This is a genomic window from Nocardia sp. NPDC019323, from assembly GCF_044389845.1.
GTDB classification, from domain to species: domain Bacteria; phylum Actinomycetota; class Actinomycetes; order Mycobacteriales; family Mycobacteriaceae; genus Nocardia; species Nocardia implantans.
The window spans coordinates 398,275-416,493 of the sequence record NZ_JBIRYN010000002.1; the positions used below are offsets into that span (position 1 = coordinate 398,275).

An 18,219-nucleotide genomic window follows, 5' to 3' on the forward strand; every position below is an offset into this window, starting at 1 on the left:
TGTCAGGCAGTGGAAGTGATCGCGCCAACGACCACCAGCCCCAGCGCGGCGATCGCGACCAGCGCCACCGCGATCCAGCCAACCGTCCGAGCGGCTTGCGGAGTGCGCACGCGCAGCCAGGCCGGCAGGAACAGGATGCCGAGGGTCGCGAGAGTGCCCGCGGCCAGGCCGCCGAGATGACCCCAGAGCGAGATACCGGGCAGCGACAGACTGATGAACACGTTGATGCCGATGATGATGAGCATCTGATTCGGGTTCTGCCGCAACCGGAGCAGAATGATCGTGATCGCACCGAACAGCCCGTACACCGCGCCGGACGCACCCGCCGTCAGGCTGTTCTGCGCCAACAGCATGACCCCGGCGGACCCGCCGAGCAGCGAGACCAGATACACCGCCGGATAGCGCAACCGGCCGAGCACCAGCTCGGCATCCCGGCCCACCACGTACAGCGCGAACATGTTCAGCAGCAGGTGGATCGGACCGTAGTGCAGGAACCCGGAGCCGATCACCCGCCACCATTCGCCGTCCGCGACCGCCGGTGCGTACAGCACCCAGTCGAAGAACAGCGCGGAGCCGAGCTGGTTGTCCATCAAGCTCTTGGCCTGGGCGGCGGTGATCGCATAGATCACCACGTTGATCGCGATCAGCGCATAGGTGACATAAGGCGCTGACGTCCGGGGAGCCGCCGCGCCCGAGACCGTCCGCACCGGCGCGACGTTGCGCTGCTCCGCGCGCAGACAGTCGACGCAGTGCTGTCCGACGGCCGCGGGGCGCAGGCACTCCGCACAGGACGGCCGCCCGCACCGCGTGCAGGCCAGGCCGGTCGGGCGATTCGGATGGCGGACGCACGTGGGTGCGGGCGGCTGGGGGTTCATAGTCTCATTCGATCGTGATCTTGGTGATGACGACGGGCTCGAGCGGCCGGTCGTTGCGATCGGTCCTGGTGGTGGCGATCGAGTCGACGACCTTCCTGGAATCCGGGTCCACCACTTCACCGAAGATCGTGTGCTTGCGGTTCAGGTGCGGCTGCGGACGGACGGTGATGAAGAATTGCGAGCCGTTGGTGCCCGGCCCCGCGTTGGCCATAGCCAACAGGTAGCCCCGGTCGAACCGCAGCTCGGGGTGGAATTCGTCGCCGAATTCGTAGCCGGGGCCGCCGCGGCCGGTGCCGGTGGGATCGCCACCCTGAATCATGAAACCCGCCATCACGCGATGGAAGAGAGCGCCGTCGTAGAACGGGCCGCTGTTGCCTCCGCTGGCGTTCGCGGTGGTGTACGGCGCCGAACCGTCGGCGAGGCCAAGGAAGTTGCGGACCGTCTTTGGCGCGTGGTTACCGAAAAGCGCGAGCTTGATATCGCCGTGATTCGTGTGCAGCGTTGCCACGGATGTCTGATTCGGTGAGGTCACGCCGCCCATCGTGCCACGGTCGGCGACGCGACCGCGGAACTGGGCCGGACGGCAGTGTGAGCTGGGGCTCCTGCGCGAATCGCCGGGCTGTGCATAGAGTGGTCCCATGACCTCTGGGCGCCTGCATGTCTCTTCGCGTTCACGTAATCGGCTTCTGCTCGCCGCCGCCGTCGCGCTCGCGGGCGGTGTGGCGTATCTGGTCCGCACCCGACGGCCGCAGCCGCCCGAACCCGCGCCCGCGCCGCCACGCATCGGATACTCGCGCAACGGCTCCGCGCCGACCCCGCTGGCGGAAGCCGGCGCGGAGACCGATCGCTGACTCGGGCTCGGCGGATCAGCGACTGACCGTCTTCTTGTACTGACGCAACGCCAGCGGCACGAACACCACCATGATCACCACCACCCAGGCCAGCGAGGTGATCACCGGGTGCTGCAACGACCAGGCGTCACCCGTCGGCGCGATCGGGCTGGTGTTGCCGAACAGGTCACGCGTCGCCTGGGTCAGCGCCGACACCGGATTCCATTCCGCGATCACGCGCAGCACCGTGGGCAGCTTCTCGCTGGGCACGAATGTGTTGGCGATGAACGTGAGCGGGAAGATCACCATGAAGCTGGCGTTGTTGAACACCTCCGGCGCTCGCACCAACAGCCCCACCACGGCCATGATCCAGGACACCGCGTAGGCGAACAGCAGCAGCAGGATGTAAGCCAGCACCGCGTCCAGGAACGACCCGCGAATGCGCCAGCCGACGATCAGTCCGGTCAGCGACATGACCGTCAGGCTGACCACGTTGATCACCACATCGCTGATCGTCCGGCCGACCAGCACCGCCGACGAGGCCATCGGCAGCGAGCGGAATCGGTCGATGATGCCCTTCTGCATGTCCTCGGCAAGCCCGGCACCGGTGAAGGTCGCGCCGAACACCACGGTCTGCGCGAAAATGCCCGCGATGAGGAACTCGCGGTAACCGCCGGAGAGGCCGGGCACGTCGATGGCCGCGCCGAAGACATAGGCGAACAGCAGCACGAACATGATCGGCGAGAGCGTCGAGAAGATCAGCACGTCGGGCACTCGCTTGATCTTGATGACGTTGCGTTTCGCGATGGTCACACTATCGCTGACCACTATGGACAGTCGGGCGCCCAGCGCGGGCCGGGCCGGTGCCGTCGCGGTCATCGGATCGTTCCTTCCGTAGCTTCCAGCTTGTCGTTCGCCGCGTCACCGTCCGCGATCGTCTCCGCTTCGTGACCGGTGAGGGTGAGAAAGACGTCGTCCAGCGACGGTCGGCGCAGACCGACATCGTGGATCCGCACGCTGTGCTCCGCCAGCCGCCCGACCGCCTCCACCAGCGCCTGCGATCCGTCGGAGACCGGGACGATGATCCGGCGCAACGCCGGTTCCAGATGGATCTCCCCGTCGGCGAGACTCTTCAGCGCGGCCTCGGCCGTCGCCAGATTGTCCGCGCGATCGACGGTCAGCTCGATGCGGTCGCCGCCGACCATGGTCTTGAGTTCGTCGGCGGTGCCCTCGGCGATCACCTTGCCGTGGTCGATCACCGCGATCGAATCGGCGAGCCGATCGGCTTCGTCCATGTACTGCGTGGTGAGCAGCAACGTGGTCCCGCCTGCGACCAGTTCTTCGATGACGTCCCAGAGATCGAGGCGCGCACGCGGGTCCAGTCCGGTGGTGGGCTCGTCGAGGAACAGCACGGGTGGATTCGCGACCAACGCGCCCGCCAGGTCGAGACGACGGCGCATACCGCCGGAATAACCCTTGACCGGCCGGTCGGCGGCGTCGGTGAGCCGAAAGCGTTCGAGCAATTCGCGCGCGCGTTCCTTACTTCGCTGCACCCCCATGTGATACAGACGGCCCACCATTTCCAGATTCTCGAAACCGGTGAGGTATTCGTCGACCGCGGCATACTGCCCCGATGCCCCGATACGGGAACGCAACGTCTGCGGATCGCGCAGCACGTCGATTCCCGCCACCGTCGCGTGCCCGGCATCCGGCACCAGCAGGGTGGTGAGCACTCGGACGGTGGTGGTCTTGCCCGCGCCGTTGGGTCCGAGCAGTGCGGTGACGGTCCCTTCCTCGACCCGCAGATCGAGTCCGTCGAGGGCCACGAGCTGGCCGTAGCGCTTGACCAGACCCTCGGCGACTATTGCGTCGGGCATGATTCTCCTGAGGTTGACGAGTTCGATGCGCATCGGTGCGACGCCATGATGTCCGGGCGCCGATCAATTCGCTGGAACGGACGACCGGCCGATACCCGAGACAGTATTGTCCCGGCCGCCGACGATTTCATCCGATTTCTTTCCGGATATCTGCCGGCCGCCAGCGGAAGACTCGTGCGACGCGAGAAGGCCGCATTCCGATCCAGTCGGTGCTCGGGGGTACCGGATCGGAATGCGACCGGTTCGATGATCCCCCGCGCACGAGTATCGCAGCGCGCGTAACGGGCTACCCGAATCGCCTGCGACCCGTACTCGGTCGGCGGGATCGCGCACGCGCGCCGGCGCGACGAGCGGGGGCGCGCCGCGCGAACAGTCCAGTCGGTGACCACGAACACATGTTCGCATCGGGGTACGACATGTTCGGCCGCCGCGTGCGGGTGCCGCCGCGCCAGAAGTACCGACACGCCCGGACGTTGTCGCAGATTTCTTCCGTGCGGCGACCGGTCGGCATGTTGCGCGCGATGCGGCGCCTTAGCAGGTCATACCGTGCCGGGTACGTGTAAACGCTTTATTCACAAGACTTTTGGCAAACAACAAGCCAACCGCCACGAGCCGCCTGGACCACCAACGGGCCGGTGACAACCGCGATGCGGCGTCCGGAAGTGAGCCGACCCGAAAAAACTTGGAAACCCCGCCGTCCCCACGCGCACACAAACGCACATCATCGAGTAGCATCGTTCACGTCGGCCCCTCCCCCCCGGGCCGACCCTACGCGGGCCTCGGCTAACTCCCCCCCTTCGCCGAGGCCCGCTCCCCATTTTCGGCGCAGCTCAGGCGCCTGTTCCCGCTTTGTCGCCACCCGGTTCCACCATCCGCCACGCGGCGGTGAGCCGCTGCGCGCGCACGCGCCCAGCGGTGGCCAGCAGTGGCCGGTCCCGCTCCCACCGCTGCCGGGTCACGGGGTCGGCGGACTGCCACAGGGGCTCGATCTCGGCCAGCAGGTCACCGAACGCATCGAAGACGCCGCCGAGGGCGATGTGCACCCCGGCCGCACTCGGCGCATCGATGTCGAGGCCCCGTACGGCGGCAACCAGCGTCAACAGCCGTTGCCTGCTCGCGCGCGGCCATTCCGACAGCCGGGCCACCCGCACCAGCCAGCCGAGCGCGGCGGCCAGCACGTGGATGTCCTCGATCGTCCGGAACGGCTTGAGATAGTCGAGATAGCCGTCACCGGGAAGCGGCACCGCCGGCGCGCCGGTCAGGGTTACCGAGGCGTGCGGCACCTCGGGCGCGAACGACAGCGCGGGATGATCGGTCAGGCGCACTCCTGCTTCGCTCGTCTCGACGGTGCAGGCGCGCAACCGATTCCGCCCGTCCGGCGCCGCGCCGACACTGGCGATCACCACCAACCGCCGTGCGTAGGAGCCCATGGTCGCGAACGACTTCGTGCCGTCGAGCAGCCAGGCGCCGTCCCGCTCGGTGAGCGTGGTGCGAATCGCGGCTGGGTGACCGCCGCCTTCCTCGGTCGCGCACATCGCGACCAGCTCGTCCTCCGGCAGGTCGGGAACAAGCGTCCGCAGCGCCTCCTGATAGCCGGACAGAAAGGCGAATCCGAGCCGGTCGGCTCCGAAACCGCCCGCGACGGCCACCTCTACCGGCTGCTCGAATCGTTTCGCAGCCACTCGATGCCGCGTCCACGCCGCGGTGACATCGTCGAGCGGCGCGGCTGCCACCGGCTCGGTCAGCAGGAAGTCGAGCAGAGTATCCACCTCTGCACGGTAACCGAGCACCGACTCGCTCGGGAGTGCGCTCGCTCCGCACACCGCGGAGGCCGAATCGGCATCATCCCGCCGGCCAGGATATGACGGCGTACTCGGGCGCCGCGTCCAACCATACGCCGCCAGATTCGTCTCGAAGCACCAGCGATCGGTGGGCAACGGTCGGCGCTGCATGGTCGAATTCCGTACCCGGGCCTGCTTGACTGAACTGTCGCCCGTACCGGAAGGAGTTGGACCTGTGCCGGAACTGGAAGAAAGTCGCAAAAGGGCACTATTCGACTCCGAAGCCAGACTGTCATGGGTACTGGCGGCGCTCGCCGGGCTTATCGGTGCGGCGGCCTTCATGCATACGGCTGGCTATTTCGTCACCTTCATGACGGGCAACACCGAACGGGCCGTGCTCGGATATTTCCACGACGAAACGGATATGGCGTTGGCGGCCGCCGGATTGCTGCTGTCGTTCCTGTCCGGCGTGGTGGTGGCCTCATGGTGCCGCAGACGCTACTGGTCGGGGCATCCGCACGGACCCACCCTGCTGACCACGGTCTGCCTGGCGCTGGCGTCGGTCATCGACATTCTCGAATACCAGACCTCCAGCAGGCCGATCGGCCTGCTGCCGATCATGTTCGTCGCCTTCGGCGTCGGCGCGCTCAACACGTCGTTCGTACGCAACGGTGAGGTGTCGGTGCCGCTCAGTTACGTCACCGGGACGCTGGTCAAACTGGGCCAGGGCGTCGAACGCCATCTCAGCGGTGGCGACTACGCGGACTGGCTCGGATACTTCCTGCTCTACGCCGGCTTTTCGCTCGGCGCACTGCTCGGCGGACTGCTGAGCCTGGTGGTCGCGGGCTGGGCAATGCTGATCACCGCCACCGTCGTGTGCCTGCTCGTCACCGGCTTCACCTACCTGCATCTGGATCGGCACGGTCCCCTCACACGGTAAGCCACCGCGGGGCATCGGCCCGGCTCCCCGACTACCGTGGCCGCGTGCAGAACATCGAAGACGAAGCCGCCGCCTTCGCCGCGCTCGTCATGCAACACCTTTCCACGCTGGACGAAACGGAAGCCGAATACGACCCGGACCAGTTCGCCATACGAATCGGCGACCTCTTTCTCGACCTGCACAACATCTTCCGGGAAACCCGCGAACTCGATGCGGCCGAGCGTGAGGCCCGGGTCGCCCAGCACTGCGCCGCCGTGCGTGAGCTGCGCGCTCCCGCGCCGGACTGGCCCGCGGCGCGGTCCATGCTGCGACCGCTTCTGCGCCCCAACAGTTTCGGCGTCGGCGTCGAACCGGAGTCGCGGCCGATCGCGCGCTCGGCTTTCCCATTCGTGGACGAGATGGTTGCCATCGACATGCCCCAGACCCGATCGATCGTCACCTACGCGTCATTGCGCGAGTGGGGCGTGAGTTCCGACGAGGTATTCACGGCCGCACGCGAAAACCTCGCCGCAATAGTGGCTTTCACCGACTTCGAGGAAGACGGCGTGCTGCAATTCGTCGACGACGGCGACGGCTACTGCACGTCATGGCCGCTGCTCCCCGGCTGGCTCGCCGGTTCCGGTTTCGGGAACCGAGCACCCATCGCGTTCATGCCCGATGTCGACACGCTCATCGTCGCGACCGGCGCCGACGATCTGGAGCCGATCTTCGAAGTGGTGGAAGAGCAGTACCACGACGCGTCCCGCCCGATCTCGCCGCAGGGGTACACCGTGGACGACAGTGGCGCGATCATCCCGCTCGATCGTTCGCCCGCCCATCGCCACCTGCCCGCCGTGCAGCGCGCCCGATGCGGTTTGGCGGTCACCGAATACGACGCGCAGGCGCGGATTCTCAACGAGATCGTCGAACGCGATCTGGAGTTCACGCCTTACGACCTCGAGCCCGCCTACGTCGGTTCGGTCATGTACGGCCATGGCGACAACGGTCCCTTCACGATCACCGTCTGGGGGGAGGGTGTCGAGTACCTGCTCCCGGAAGCCGATTACGTCGCCTTCTGCCGTGACGACCAAGGTGAGCTGGAGCGTCTTTTCGAAGTCCCGTTCGATGCTGTCGTGGGACTGACCGGCCTCACTCCGGTCCCGGATCTCTCGCCTCGCCGCTACGAGATTCGTCACTGGCCGGATGCCGAGACGCTGGCCGCGCTGGAAGCGGCGGCGGTCTCTCCCTGACCGAAAGCGGCGGTGCGGCTGTTTCGGGGAGTCAGAATCGGCGGGCTCCGCTCACCGGCATCGAGGAGAGGGGGGAAGTGGTCACGCCCGTTCCGTATGTCGATGCGTGGATGACTTTGCCGTCGCCTGCGTAGAGGGCGGAGTGGCTTCCGCCGTAGAACGACACCATGTCGCCGGGGCGCAGATCGTCGAGCGGTATCGGCGTTCCCGCGGCGAGCTGGTCGTAGCTGGTGCGTGGCAGTTCTACGCCGGCCTGCTCGTAGGACCACTGCACCAGTCCGGAGCAATCGAAGGAGTCGGGGCCGACCGCACCGTAGCTGTACTCGGAACCGATCTTGGTCTTGGCCGCGTCGACTGCCATCTCACCGGCGGACTTCTGCGGGATCACGGCTGCAGGCGGGGTTGGCGCCCGGGGCATGATCTGCGGGATGTCGCCGAGGAAGGGGATCTCGATCTCCGGAAGGACACCGATCAGCGGAATTTCGATCGCGGGCACGATCGTCGGCATCGGCAGCTCGAGCACGGGGATGTCCACCGAGAAGGGGGACTCGATCGCGGGGCCCACAGTGGCGGGCGCGATCTGAATCTGCGGAACCGGAGCGGCCGCGACGTTCTCGATTCCGTCGACGGCGAGTATGGCGTTGTTCCGGAGCAGTTTCTCCGGCGATCCGGGAAGTGGAATATCGTCGGAAATCTCGAACGTTCCCACGCCGGGAATGGTCACCGGCTGGGCCGATGCCTCCCCCGCGTTGCACAGCACGCCGATGAGTGCGGCCGCTCCGGTGGCGAGTGCCCAGAGCACAGCGCGCCGCAGGTAGCGGAGATATCGGTCGTCGGTCGATGATGCCATGATGCGGTCCTCCGATGCTCATATCGCCGGCCTCCGGCGGAGCCATACGACGCGCCGTACACGGCGCGACCGACTTCACCAAAGACCTCGAATTGATTCGAAAACCATCACGGTGCTTCGTCAGTCCAGCGGATCCGATCCGAGTGTTCACCTTTCGGCATAGCTTGCATCACGTAAAGCACAACACACCTTTATTTTCATAACGAAACAATAACTCGTTTCGGTGCGTTGAGACGTATTCATAATTTCGGCGTGCAATTCGTTCCTCGATACGCAATGGGCCCCGCAGGGAAGCGGGGCCCATTGCCGAATCTTTTTTCACGCGGTGATCTGTTCCTCGATCTGTTCGGCGATCGTCCGGAGCTTGGCCGCGAATTCGCGGGCCGCGCGCGGGTCGTCGCTGGATCCTTTGACCACACGCTTGGTCAGCGCCGCCAACCGGGATTCCATCGCGGTGAAGATGTCGGCCGCACGATCGGCCCCCTCGCCCGGCAGTTCGCCGCGCAGCCACGCCTGGAGGCGCTCGACCACCACCTCTTCGTCATAGCGTTCGGGCAGCAGGGCCACCGCTTGCCGGAGTTTTCCCGCGGTGACCTTCGCCTCGGCGCACGCCGCCACGGTGGTGTATACGGTCACCGCCGCTTCTTCGCCGTATTCGGCCGCCACCGGCAACAGCTCGCGCACCTGGCCTTCGTTGATCGCAGGCGCGATCGGATGCAGCCGCGCGGCGAGCGGCCAAGCGCGAATCAGCTTGTGGGCGTAGGACCGCTGCATATCCCACCGCTGTTCCACATAGTCGTCGAAGGTGTCGTGGCTGTCCCGGTAGAGCCGGCCGTCCCGCACGATCTGCAGCGCGCGCCCGGCCGCCCAGAACGCGATGCGCAACGTGTCGATCGACGACTCGCACGCGGTCAGCTGCGCTCGTTCCCGGTCGCTCAGCGGTCCGTCACCGGCATCGGGCACCGGCATGGTCAAGACATTCGGGCTCACCGGCCTCGACCGCCGCCATTCGGCATCGCGCAGCGGGGACACCGGTGGCGTGTGCTCGGCGCCGTCGGATAGCGGATTGGCCCCGCCGATCGAACCCTTCCTGCGTTGTGGAGGCATCAGGCGGGCACCTCCATGAGGACGCGATACGCGCTCAGTAACTCGTCGCCGACCTTGCGATACTCCCCCAGATCCTCGATCGGATTCTCGGCGCCCTCCCCCACCTCCCCGTCCGCCGCCTCCCGGTACCATTTCCAGGCGCTCAAATAGGAATCAAATACGTCGTAGCCGGCGCTTTCCAAATGCCCGCGCTGCGCACGGTATTCGGTCGAGACATTGACCCCTTTCTTCATGATCACCGGGACTTTGGTCATCAACACCCGCACCCGGATTTCCCGGTCGGTGTCGGCCGCCGCCTCCTCGGCGGCTTTGAACGTGCTCGGCACGCGTTTGACTTCCGACGGGCTCACACTCGTCAACAGCAGGAGCTCGTCGCTCTCCGGAACGGCGGCCTTGAAGATATCGGCCGACTCACCCCCGGCGTCCACGATGACGACGTCGAAATCGGCGGCATTGTCGGTGATGCAGTCGCCGACATGCCGCGAAGGAAACGCGACCAGCTGGAACGGCACTTCGATTCCCCCCTTGACCAGCCGCCGGTACCAGGAGTATCCGGTCTGGCTGAGCGGGTCGGCGTCGATCACGAGCACCCGCGATTCGTGCACCGAAGCGAAGTAGCTCGCCAAGAAGAACGCTGATGTCGTTTTGCCGACACCGCCCTTGAGATTCCCCAGCGTGATGACCAGAGGTTCGGGCAATTCGAGTGGCGCAACAGAATTCGTCATAGACGTTCCTCCGAGGGTGAGGAGTGCATTACTGTGCGGGGTCAGTCTGGCACAGTATCGGCGAATATCGCCTGATTGCGGCGCCTTGTCCCGGTTGTGCCGCTTCTACTTTGTGTCCAATTGGACACAAAGTTCCGGCTGTCCGGCGGGGAATTCCATCGCCCCGCCGGGCCGCTGCGCCCGTGTTCCCTCGATTGCCCTGCCCCCTGCCGTGCAAAGGCGGATCAGCGGGTGGTCACCTCGTGCCACATGTCCGCGTCGCCGCGCTGGCGCAGCTTGGAGATGCCGAAGAGAACCAGAACCACGACACCGGCGGTGAGAAGAAGTTTCATGACTTCCACCCTACTGCGGCGCCCGAAGCCCGCCCAGAAAGGCCCGAGGCCGGTTCATGATGAATTCGTCATAACTGAGTAAGGCGCTATCATCGGCGGCGTACCGACAGGGAAAGGAGTGGGCATGACGGATCGGACCGGGGTGGAACGCAATCGCCTGGAGCGCCGCAAGGCCCGCACCCGCGCCGCCCTCTTGACCGCGGCCCAGTCGTTCATCGCGAGCGGGAAGCTGAACGCGCCCATCCTGGAGATCACCCAGGCCGCCGACGTCGGAATGGGGTCGTTCTACAACCACTTCCAGAGTCGGGAGGATCTGTTCCAGGCGGCGGTGGAGGAAGCGCTCGAGAAGCACGGCGCCGTGCTCGACGCCCTCACCGAAGGCATGGACGATCCGGCCGAGGTCTTCGCGCAGAGTTTCCGGCTGACCGGCCGATTGCACCGGCGAATCCCCACCATGAGCAAGGTGCTGCTGAACAACGGCCTGACGCTCAGCGCGTCCGGGAAGGGGCTCGCGCCGCGCGCTCGCCGCGATATCGAGGCCGCCGCGCGCACCGGCCGGTTCCGGACCCGGGACCCCGAACTGGCCATGACGATCGTGGCCGGGGCCGCCCTGTGCCTCGGCCAGTTGTTGCACGACCACCCCGACCGCGACGATGCCGCCGCCACCGATCAGGTCACCGAGGACCTGCTGCGGATGTTCGGCGTCCCCGACGACGAAGCGCGCGAAATCTGCTCGCTTCCGCTGCCCTCCCTCGATGACGTGCTGAAAGGCGCTGACGCGGCCTGAGGCGTTCGTACCGCCGGCGGCGCTCACCTTGACGCGACAACCCGCCGTTTTGACCATGTCAGCGGCGAGAAGGTACCGTTTTCAGGCGACTGTACGCACGGGGCCTTAGCTCAATTGGCAGAGCACTGCCTTTGCAAGGCAGGGGTTAGGGGTTCGATTCCCCTAGGCTCCACGTTCGAGGCCCATGCTCGTGAAGAGCATGGGCCTTCTTCTCTCACAGCGGCGCAACCACGCGCGGGGGCTCGCGTCGGAAGGAAGCGAGTACCAGCGATCCGGGGCAGTGAATCAGTTGTCCGGCGGGAACTGACCGTTCGCCTGCACGGTGCCGCCGGTCAGCGTGAACGTCACGACGCTCGGCCCGCCCTGTGGGCAGCACAGCGGGTCGCTCTTCTCCGGCCAGCGGTACTGCACCGACACGGTGTCGCGGGTCTTGCCAAGCACTGTGGTGTACGCGTACGGCCGCGCACTCGCGGTCCCCAGATACTTTCCGCCGGCGAAGAACAGAACGTGTGTGCCGGGATGAATTCCCGGCCAGTCCACCGTCATCCAGGACAGCACGCCGGTACATCCCGCCGCGATCGGATCCTCGCTCGCCCCTTGGACCGTCCAGGACCCGCCGGGAGGGGCCGCCAATGTGGCGATCGAGGACGCCGCGAGCGCCGAGTTGGCGTCGAAGCACAGGCCGTGGCCGCTACCTTCCGGCGCCTGTTCCGCGACGGGAGACTGGGTCGTCGCGGCGGGTGATCCGGGGGCCGCCGTGGCCCCTGGAGCGCGTTCCGGCGTCACCGCTGGACCCGCCGGTGACGCGGTGGTCGTACGCCCCGCCGACGTCACGGGCCCGGCCGATGTCCCCGAGTCGGGACCGCACGCGGCCGTCGTGAGCACAACGGTCGCCGCGAGCGACACCACGGCCGATAATTTGACGTTCATCGCGAATCCCTCGGATGTTGTTGCGCAGCTGAGGGTTTCGACATTCGTTTCACGCCCGCGATCACCGGCGCGCCGGATCCGGGGGATTCGGCATCCCACCCGATACGAATGTTCTTGTCCGCCAACTGTTGTCAAAAGGTGTCGAAACGCCTGCCACGGGTGTTACAGCGATGCACCCAGCGGCAGGTTTCCGGAAGGTCGAGCTCGCCTACCGGATGACGCCGTGACGGTCGCTGGATAACACCGTGGTAACGACGGGCGCGGAGCCGACGATGGTCTGGGTGGTACGCATCTGCGGACCGAAACCTCAAGGAAGGAAGGCAGATTCGATGACTCGAATCACTCGGCTCACCATCGGCGCTCTCTTGACCGTGGCTGTGCTGTCACCCGCCGCGACGGCGCAGGCCGAGATTCCGCAACCCGCCCCCTCCGTCTCCGCGGTGGCCGGCGAGAGCGGATCGGCCAGCGGTCCCGGAAGCATCCTGTGCACCATCATCAAGCTGATGCTCATGAACCAGGGTCCCCAGTTCTGCCAGTAAGACCTACCGCACCACTCAACCTGCAAGGAGTCTCGGATGTCCGCACCATCCCGCGCTCGCCCTGTGGTGCTTCATCAGCCAATCGGCGTAGCTGTCGTCACCCACCCCGCCGGATAGACGGCGCAGGACTCAGCCCTCCGCGACTTGCCGGACTCGCTCGCTTCCATCACCAGTTCGGCGCCGACGAGCGAGTGCGAGGGTATGGTCTCCGCGTCGAAAGCGGTAGGCGATGACGAGGGATCGAGTACTGGAATGTGCCTGAACTGGCACCAGAGGTGGGCCTAGGAGGACTTGAACCCTAGGGCTCTCTGCCACAAAAACTGCTGGTTACGACTCTGATTCACAAGGCCGCCAGTGGTTCTGATGTACATCTCGCGACGTTTGGTTACGTTTCGATACCCAACCCTACATGTTTGTTGTGACACCGTCACCAGGCATTCCACAGACTGGTGCTGCTGGGTTGGTGACGGCGTCACCCGCCGTAAGGTAACCAGCGCGTTCGTTCGCGGAGACGCTGACGCCCCGTCACGTGACGACCCCCCGAATCGGGAGAGAACCGATAAGGCCGGGGCCTGTCCGAAACTGTGAGACCCACGAGAGCAGACTGCCTACGTGGCTTCGCAGCCACCGCCGGGGGCGGAGGCGACGCCGATAACCGAGCAGTCTCCGGGGGTGGATATGCGCGGCGCGCGACGGCTGTGGCGACTGCACCTAACACACCGTGGGAGTCCAGCCCGCATGAATCTCAGGCATGACCGATCCCGGCTGCAGTTATCTCACCCGGGTCCGGGTGGCTCTCGCTGCAATGCCGGTCCGCTGTCCTGCGTAGGTTTCGACCGCCGTAGTGCCTGAGCCGGCACCGAGCCTGCTTGTCGTTGGGCTTCGACACGAGCGCTGGTACTTGCGTCGATCACCAGTCGATCCGGCGACACGTGGCTACCACTGGTAGGCCATGCCAGAACCGGTCGATCATCGATGTTTGTCCGGCTCCTCCGATGCCTGTCCTACCGATGTCGGGCTGCGTATCAGGTAGCCAGCGCGAGCAGTTCTGATCGCACTCGCGGCAGTCTTCCCGCGATGACCTGTGCTGCGGACTCACTTGCGGCGCGGTCGTTGTGACCGTATCGGCGATCGGTGGTGGTCACCAACTCGTGTCCGGCGTCGCGGGACACGACGAAGATCGGTACACCGTCCTGCAGCTTCCACGATATGCCGGTGTGCCGCAGCGTGTAGGGCGTCAACCTCTTCACACGCAGATTGTCGACGGTGAACGCGAACCGCTCCAGCAACTGCTCCGGGTCACCGCCCTGCCAGCGGGCCTTGCGTGTGAACAGGGAGAAGTCGCCGCACGCGAGTGCGTCCAGGCGCCGCAGCGCGGGTTGCCAAGCGTCCTTGTAGAAGACGGCCGCGGTGATGGGCGTGCCGATCACCGTGTGGAACAGCAGCTCCTCGCCCGGACGCGTAAGGTTCAACCGGTTGAGGGTCTCCAACGGCACGTTGACCGTCCGCACGCCCCGCTTGCTCTTCGGTTTGCCCAGCTTTAGTTTGCTGCCGGCGTCTTTCCACGCCTTGTTGATCCGCACCGCGCCGGTCGTGCGGTTGACATCCCGCACCAGCAACGCCCCGACCTCACTGGGCCGCGCCATCGACACCAACCCGAACTCCGCCTGCGAGCGCCACCGCGGCGCGAGCAACTGCTCGAACAACTCCCACTCATCGTTGTCGAAGATGTCGATCTCCGACGCATCATGACGCGGCAGGCGAGTGCCCGTACACGGGTTGAACGGGATCAGCGGTTGCGGGCGCTGCTCGGCAGCCGCCCGCATCCCCGCACAGAGGAATCCATGCTTGTTCTGGATCGTCTTCGGCGCGTTGCCCTTGTCCTGCTCCAGAAACACCACCCACGCCGCATCGGTGTCCTGCGTGATCGCCGTGATCGGCAGATGTCCCATGAACTCATCGATGTCGTTGCGGATGTAACCATGGTATTTGCGGCGAACATCGTCCTGAATTCCGGTGAGCCGGTCGGTGTAGTGACGCAGCCACTGCGACAAGGTGATGTGTTCAGGCTGGCTGCCGCGCTGGGCTTCGAGAACCTGCCGCGCCACCTCGACGCCGACCCTGGCAAGCAGCGCCGCCCACCGCGATGCTTCCTCGTAGTCGTCGAACGTCTCAGCCGACTGGCGCCGACTACCACCGGCCTGGACGATGAACGGCACCTGCCAAGCCACGGTCCCGTCCTTACGCGGACGAGGACGAGGGGTACGCACTATCCGTTACCTCCGGTCCGATCGAAAGGCAGTTCTGTCAGATACGCGCTGTCACCCATCGCCACGATTTGCGGCCCTGTCGACGTGCGAGTGCGGGGAAGATCCGGCTTCTGGGAGTCGTGGTGATTCCGCGACAGCATAGATCCCGCTGTTCGAGGTCAGATGGTGGACGGGTAGATCGGTGTCGAGGGGTACCGATTCGGGCTGCCACCGCGACGCCGCGGTCCCCCTCCGCGTCGTCGTGCGGCATCCGCACACGGTCGTTCGGCTCGGAGGGTACTCCCCGAGTGTCCACCTACCACGGAGATTATCTGGAGCCCTCTGGCTGTTCCCTTACCCCGATTTCGCCGGCGATGAGGCCCTCGGCTACCGCAGCGCGGGCCTTCTTGGCTGCCTCGAACGCGTGGTGATATGCCACGATCTGCTCGTCGTAGGCGCTGAGCGCTGACCCGGTGGCTTGTTGCTCGGCAATCGGTGGGATCGTCATTTCCAACTCTCCCAGCGTCTTAGCAGTGATCGAGTAGACCACGCTGCCGCTGGATCGCCCTGCCATCCACTGCAGGATCCCTGGGCGGGACAAGTAGGACAACAGGTAGTGCGGGTCGAGATCCGTTTCGCGTACTCTCAGCCGAATCAGATTCGGCCCGAGTAGCGAGCCCGCGTGTTCTTGGGTGACGATGACCGGGTCGCCGACCGCACCGGTTCGAATCACGACAATATCGTCAGCGTGCAGGATGAACCGATCCATCTGACGCATTTGGTCTGGGCGAAGGCAGTCGAATTCATCGAGCACGATCCGTCGGTCCCGGAGGTGCTTGTTCAGGATGATCGGGACTCCCTCCGCGGTACGGTGCTCCTTCCGGACGTGGCTTGGTGAAGGGCCCGGCTGGATGTCACACACATCCTCCAACCGACGAACCTGCCATTCCGACGGCAGCCACGGTCGCAGTTCGATTCGGTCGACGCGTTTTGCGGCCCGCTCGGCAACTTCGGCCGAGGCGTGTGCTGCCGTCCGCGCTTCCTTCGCCATCCGAAACAGTTCGCCTTGATGCCGCCGCTCGGACGACTGGCGATAACTGGATGGATCGAGTGCATACTCGGCGCGACGAATCCCCTGAGGGGTGACCACCATCGCATGACAGTTGGGAGTCAACGTACGAGTCGGCCCTGGCGGTAGAGCATCTGCCGCGTCGAGCTGTTCGACAACGATGGCGACCATCTCCTGTGGCAGCCGGTTGCGGCCTCCGCTGGCCGCGACTCCCGCCAGCCGAGCGTCGATGAACATTATCGAGGTCGCTGAGCCCTTCGGATGTTGCAGCACCCAGATCGTCGCGGCGAGGTCGGTTCCGCGAAACAGCTTGTCCGGCAGCGCGATGATCGCCCGGACAGCTCCGGTTTCCACCATCCGCTGGCGGATCTCTCGCTCACTGCGATTGCTCGACAGACCCGCTCGAGCGGGCATGAGCACCGCCGCTCGACCTGTCGGGCGCAGTTTGGAAATGGCGTGCTGTAGCCACGCGTAGTTGTCGTTGTGTGGTGGCGGATCGCCGAAAGGCCACGCGATGGAGATGTTGTCGTCGCCGTACTCGGACTTGAGGTTGAACGGTGGATTGGTGATGACCGCGTCTGCGAGATGTACTGCGCTGTCATCGGTAATCCATGGTGCCGAGGTGCCAGCTCGTAGGGTCGCGGCGGTGCCGACAGTCGCCAGGCTCAATCCGGCGAGGCGCAGCAAATCGGGTTTCGGACTGCTGCCATGGGCAGTGATGAGGCATCCGGGCTGGTACCGCCCGGCTGCGGATCGCAGCAATTCTCCACCGCGGATATGGGGATCGTAGAGAATGGCGCTGTCGGCGGTCGGGTCGACGACAGCGCCGACCATCAGGTCGACCACGGCAGGTGGCGTGAAGTATTCCGTGCTACCGAGCTCCGCCTCCGCGTCGTATCGCTGAACCAGGTAGGCGACAGCCCGCGGTCCGAGCACCTGAATAATCTCGAACAACCGCTTCACCTCGACAGATGGCTGCGGACGCAGGGCGCCGAGGATGGGCGACATGTTCACCGCGATCCCGTATCGCCGGACAGCGGCATCGAGATACCGCCCGAGTCGAGTGAGCACTTGGGGTTGAGTTGATGGTGTCTGAGCCAGTCTCTTGAGTTCTTCCCACGCTTCCGGATCGCAGACGCGTAGGAAGATCATGCACATCGCCGCAGTAATGCGATCGGTGTTCGATGAGGAACTGCCCCGCCCCCATCTGCGCAACAGCTCCAGGAGGTCGCACACCACGATGGAAAGCTTCTGAGGATCGTCTGGCTCTTCGATCTCGGCCAAACGACGGCGCTGCCGTGCCGCCAGCTCCCGCCGCACGCGCATCCCATAAGTGAAACCCTCATGCTCGCCCTCACGCGGGCCGCTTGGGATGGAACGTCGGTCCAACCACTCGAGCATGCGGGCGAGATCGTAGTACTGACGCCCCCGGTCATCGGTGGCTACAGGGCCGGGAAAGTCGGGGTGGCGATTTTCCCAGATCTTGAATGTCGCGCTGTTGACTCCCGCGAGTTCAGCGAGTTCTGATCGGCTGATCAGCGACGTAGCGAACATCGGATCGTTCACTGCTCGCCGCGCTCTCGACGGAACAGGCTGCGAACACTGTCTCGGAGGAACACCAGAAGGCGGTGAGCGTCCCGCCTTCGTTTCGGATCGGGATGGAACAAGTAGACGCCGATCGCCAGTAGGAACACCACACTGGTGACCAACGCCCACCACACGAGTACACAAGTAACGGCCACCTTGCCGCCGGCCAGTATGTCGAACATCGTCGCTATCCTCTCGGTTCGGATCAAAGTCCAAACTAGAGCCTTCAACCTCAGATGACGACATCCGTCTTGACAATCTCTCTGGTTAACAGCTTCCTCGCCTAGCCGACACTCCCCCGCTCGCTTGTTACATATCTGCATGTAGAGCATGATTTTCCGTATGATCTAAGCAAGCTCGCAGCCTTCTCGATACCAACGTCTATTTTGCGCACTGACAGTGCGCGGATGAGTGAGACTACGTCAAACCCCGCGAGCCAAGACCAGATCCACACGGAGGCCAAGGGTTCCGCGACACCGATAGCTGCGCTGGGAGGCACTTCGAGCCGATGC

17 protein-coding genes and 1 tRNA gene are annotated in these 18,219 nt (G+C 65.2%); 6 read left to right on the forward strand and 12 right to left on the reverse strand.

Annotated elements, in window-relative coordinates; all coding sequences use genetic code 11:
* Nucleotides 1-2: 2 nt before the first annotated feature.
* A complete protein-coding gene (locus ACH49X_RS09210; protein ID WP_357207582.1) occupies nucleotides 3-875 on the reverse strand; it encodes a rhomboid family intramembrane serine protease in 873 nt (290 codons plus the stop codon).
* Between the two features lie 4 nt (nucleotides 876-879).
* Nucleotides 880-1,407 (reverse strand): peptidylprolyl isomerase, encoded by a 528-nt coding sequence (locus ACH49X_RS09215; protein ID WP_067810293.1) that lies wholly within the window; start codon nucleotides 1,405-1,407, stop codon nucleotides 880-882.
* 106 nt (nucleotides 1,408-1,513) lie between these two features.
* Between ACH49X_RS09215 and ACH49X_RS09220 the strand changes: the two genes are divergently transcribed.
* Complete coding sequence (locus tag ACH49X_RS09220; protein WP_195079592.1) at nucleotides 1,514-1,726, forward strand: hypothetical protein; 213 nt, start codon at nucleotides 1,514-1,516, stop codon at nucleotides 1,724-1,726.
* A gap of 15 nt (nucleotides 1,727-1,741) precedes the next feature.
* Here the strand turns inward: ACH49X_RS09220 and ACH49X_RS09225 are convergent, their stop codons facing one another.
* The 3 genes from ACH49X_RS09225 to ACH49X_RS09235 form a co-directional block, all read right to left on the reverse strand.
* Nucleotides 1,742-2,584 (reverse strand): ABC transporter permease, encoded by an 843-nt coding sequence (locus tag ACH49X_RS09225; RefSeq protein ID WP_195079591.1) that lies wholly within the window; start codon nucleotides 2,582-2,584, stop codon nucleotides 1,742-1,744.
* Nucleotides 2,581-3,582: an ATP-binding cassette domain-containing protein gene (locus ACH49X_RS09230; protein WP_357207579.1), complete on the reverse strand. Its 1,002-nt coding sequence runs from the start codon at nucleotides 3,580-3,582 to the stop codon at nucleotides 2,581-2,583. The genes ACH49X_RS09225 and ACH49X_RS09230 overlap by 4 nt, the downstream gene beginning before the upstream one ends.
* Before the next feature lie 830 nt (nucleotides 3,583-4,412).
* Nucleotides 4,413-5,351: an acyl-CoA dehydrogenase family protein gene (locus ACH49X_RS09235; RefSeq protein ID WP_357207576.1), complete on the reverse strand. Its 939-nt coding sequence runs from the start codon at nucleotides 5,349-5,351 to the stop codon at nucleotides 4,413-4,415.
* A 247-nt stretch (nucleotides 5,352-5,598) separates the two neighbouring features.
* Here ACH49X_RS09235 and ACH49X_RS09240 point away from each other — a divergent pair, with 247 nt between their 5' ends.
* Both ACH49X_RS09240 and ACH49X_RS09245 read left to right on the forward strand, forming a co-directional pair.
* Nucleotides 5,599-6,303 carry a DUF1275 family protein gene (locus ACH49X_RS09240; RefSeq protein ID WP_323124348.1) on the forward strand — a complete coding sequence of 235 codons (705 nt, stop codon included), beginning with the start codon at nucleotides 5,599-5,601 and terminating at the stop codon, nucleotides 6,301-6,303.
* 44 nt (nucleotides 6,304-6,347) lie between these two features.
* On the forward strand, nucleotides 6,348-7,532 hold the full coding sequence (locus ACH49X_RS09245; protein ID WP_357106898.1) for a hypothetical protein: 1,185 nt from the start codon (nucleotides 6,348-6,350) through the stop codon (nucleotides 7,530-7,532).
* A gap of 31 nt (nucleotides 7,533-7,563) precedes the next feature.
* Here the strand turns inward: ACH49X_RS09245 and ACH49X_RS09250 are convergent, their stop codons facing one another.
* The 3 genes from ACH49X_RS09250 to ACH49X_RS09260 all read right to left on the reverse strand — a co-directional run bounded on the left by ACH49X_RS09250 (nucleotide 7,564) and on the right by ACH49X_RS09260 (nucleotide 10,214).
* Complete coding sequence (locus tag ACH49X_RS09250; protein WP_195079873.1) at nucleotides 7,564-8,040, reverse strand: C40 family peptidase; 477 nt, start codon at nucleotides 8,038-8,040, stop codon at nucleotides 7,564-7,566.
* A 660-nt stretch (nucleotides 8,041-8,700) separates the two neighbouring features.
* Entirely contained in the window at nucleotides 8,701-9,489 is a 789-nt protein-coding gene (locus ACH49X_RS09255) for a hypothetical protein (RefSeq protein ID WP_195079587.1), read from the reverse strand.
* Nucleotides 9,489-10,214, reverse strand: a complete 726-nt coding sequence (locus tag ACH49X_RS09260) for a ParA family protein (RefSeq protein ID WP_357106895.1) — start codon at nucleotides 10,212-10,214, stop codon at nucleotides 9,489-9,491. The genes ACH49X_RS09255 and ACH49X_RS09260 overlap by 1 nt, the downstream gene beginning before the upstream one ends.
* A 456-nt stretch (nucleotides 10,215-10,670) precedes the next feature.
* Between ACH49X_RS09260 and ACH49X_RS09265 the strand changes: the two genes are divergently transcribed.
* Both ACH49X_RS09265 and ACH49X_RS09270 read left to right on the forward strand, forming a co-directional pair.
* Entirely contained in the window at nucleotides 10,671-11,333 is a 663-nt protein-coding gene (locus tag ACH49X_RS09265; protein ID WP_195079585.1) for a TetR/AcrR family transcriptional regulator, read from the forward strand.
* A 99-nt stretch (nucleotides 11,334-11,432) separates the two neighbouring features.
* Nucleotides 11,433-11,505: transfer RNA gene (locus tag ACH49X_RS09270), tRNA-Ala, on the forward strand.
* 113 nt (nucleotides 11,506-11,618) lie between these two features.
* Here the strand turns inward: ACH49X_RS09270 and ACH49X_RS09275 are convergent.
* The gene (locus tag ACH49X_RS09275) at nucleotides 11,619-12,263 is read right to left on the reverse strand and encodes an LppP/LprE family lipoprotein (protein ID WP_357106889.1); all 645 of its coding nucleotides are present in this window, start codon (nucleotides 12,261-12,263) and stop codon (nucleotides 11,619-11,621) included.
* A 329-nt stretch (nucleotides 12,264-12,592) separates the two neighbouring features.
* Between ACH49X_RS09275 and ACH49X_RS09280 the strand changes: the two genes are divergently transcribed.
* Nucleotides 12,593-12,802, forward strand: a complete 210-nt coding sequence (locus tag ACH49X_RS09280) for a hypothetical protein (RefSeq protein WP_195079583.1) — start codon at nucleotides 12,593-12,595, stop codon at nucleotides 12,800-12,802.
* A gap of 1,025 nt (nucleotides 12,803-13,827) precedes the next feature.
* Here the strand turns inward: ACH49X_RS09280 and ACH49X_RS09285 are convergent.
* The 3 genes from ACH49X_RS09285 to ACH49X_RS09295 form a co-directional block, all read right to left on the reverse strand.
* Entirely contained in the window at nucleotides 13,828-15,033 is a 1,206-nt protein-coding gene (locus ACH49X_RS09285) for a hypothetical protein (RefSeq protein WP_357207573.1), read from the reverse strand.
* Nucleotides 15,034-15,379: 346 nt separating this feature from the next.
* Nucleotides 15,380-17,686, reverse strand: a complete 2,307-nt coding sequence (locus tag ACH49X_RS09290; protein WP_357207570.1) for an N-6 DNA methylase — start codon at nucleotides 17,684-17,686, stop codon at nucleotides 15,380-15,382.
* Nucleotides 17,683-17,889 carry a hypothetical protein gene (locus tag ACH49X_RS09295; RefSeq protein ID WP_357207567.1) on the reverse strand — a complete coding sequence of 69 codons (207 nt, stop codon included), beginning with the start codon at nucleotides 17,887-17,889 and terminating at the stop codon, nucleotides 17,683-17,685. Before ACH49X_RS09295 ends, ACH49X_RS09290 begins: the two co-directional genes overlap by 4 nt.
* Between the last annotated feature and the right edge of the window lie 330 nt (nucleotides 17,890-18,219).

Bases quoted from the DNA above. Each gene is read 5' to 3' on its own strand.
- ACH49X_RS09255 (WP_195079587.1), bottom strand. From the start codon at position 9,489: ATGCCTCCACAACGCAGGAAGGGTTCGATCGGCGGGGCCAATCCGCTA.
- ACH49X_RS09295 (WP_357207567.1), bottom strand. From the start codon at position 17,889: ATGTTCGACATACTGGCCGGCGGCAAGGTGGCCGTTACTTGTGTACTC.
- ACH49X_RS09280 (WP_195079583.1), top strand. From the start codon at position 12,593: ATGACTCGAATCACTCGGCTCACCATCGGCGCTCTCTTGACCGTGGCT.
- ACH49X_RS09250 (WP_195079873.1), bottom strand. From the start codon at position 8,040: ATGCCGACGATCGTGCCCGCGATCGAAATTCCGCTGATCGGTGTCCTT.
- ACH49X_RS09260 (WP_357106895.1), bottom strand. From the start codon at position 10,214: ATGACGAATTCTGTTGCGCCACTCGAATTGCCCGAACCTCTGGTCATC.
- ACH49X_RS09220 (WP_195079592.1), top strand. From the start codon at position 1,514: ATGACCTCTGGGCGCCTGCATGTCTCTTCGCGTTCACGTAATCGGCTT.
- ACH49X_RS09275 (WP_357106889.1), bottom strand. From the start codon at position 12,263: ATGAACGTCAAATTATCGGCCGTGGTGTCGCTCGCGGCGACCGTTGTG.
- ACH49X_RS09230 (WP_357207579.1), bottom strand. From the start codon at position 3,582: ATGCCCGACGCAATAGTCGCCGAGGGTCTGGTCAAGCGCTACGGCCAG.
- ACH49X_RS09210 (WP_357207582.1), bottom strand. From the start codon at position 875: ATGAACCCCCAGCCGCCCGCACCCACGTGCGTCCGCCATCCGAATCGC.
- ACH49X_RS09265 (WP_195079585.1), top strand. From the start codon at position 10,671: ATGACGGATCGGACCGGGGTGGAACGCAATCGCCTGGAGCGCCGCAAG.
- ACH49X_RS09225 (WP_195079591.1), bottom strand. From the start codon at position 2,584: ATGACCGCGACGGCACCGGCCCGGCCCGCGCTGGGCGCCCGACTGTCC.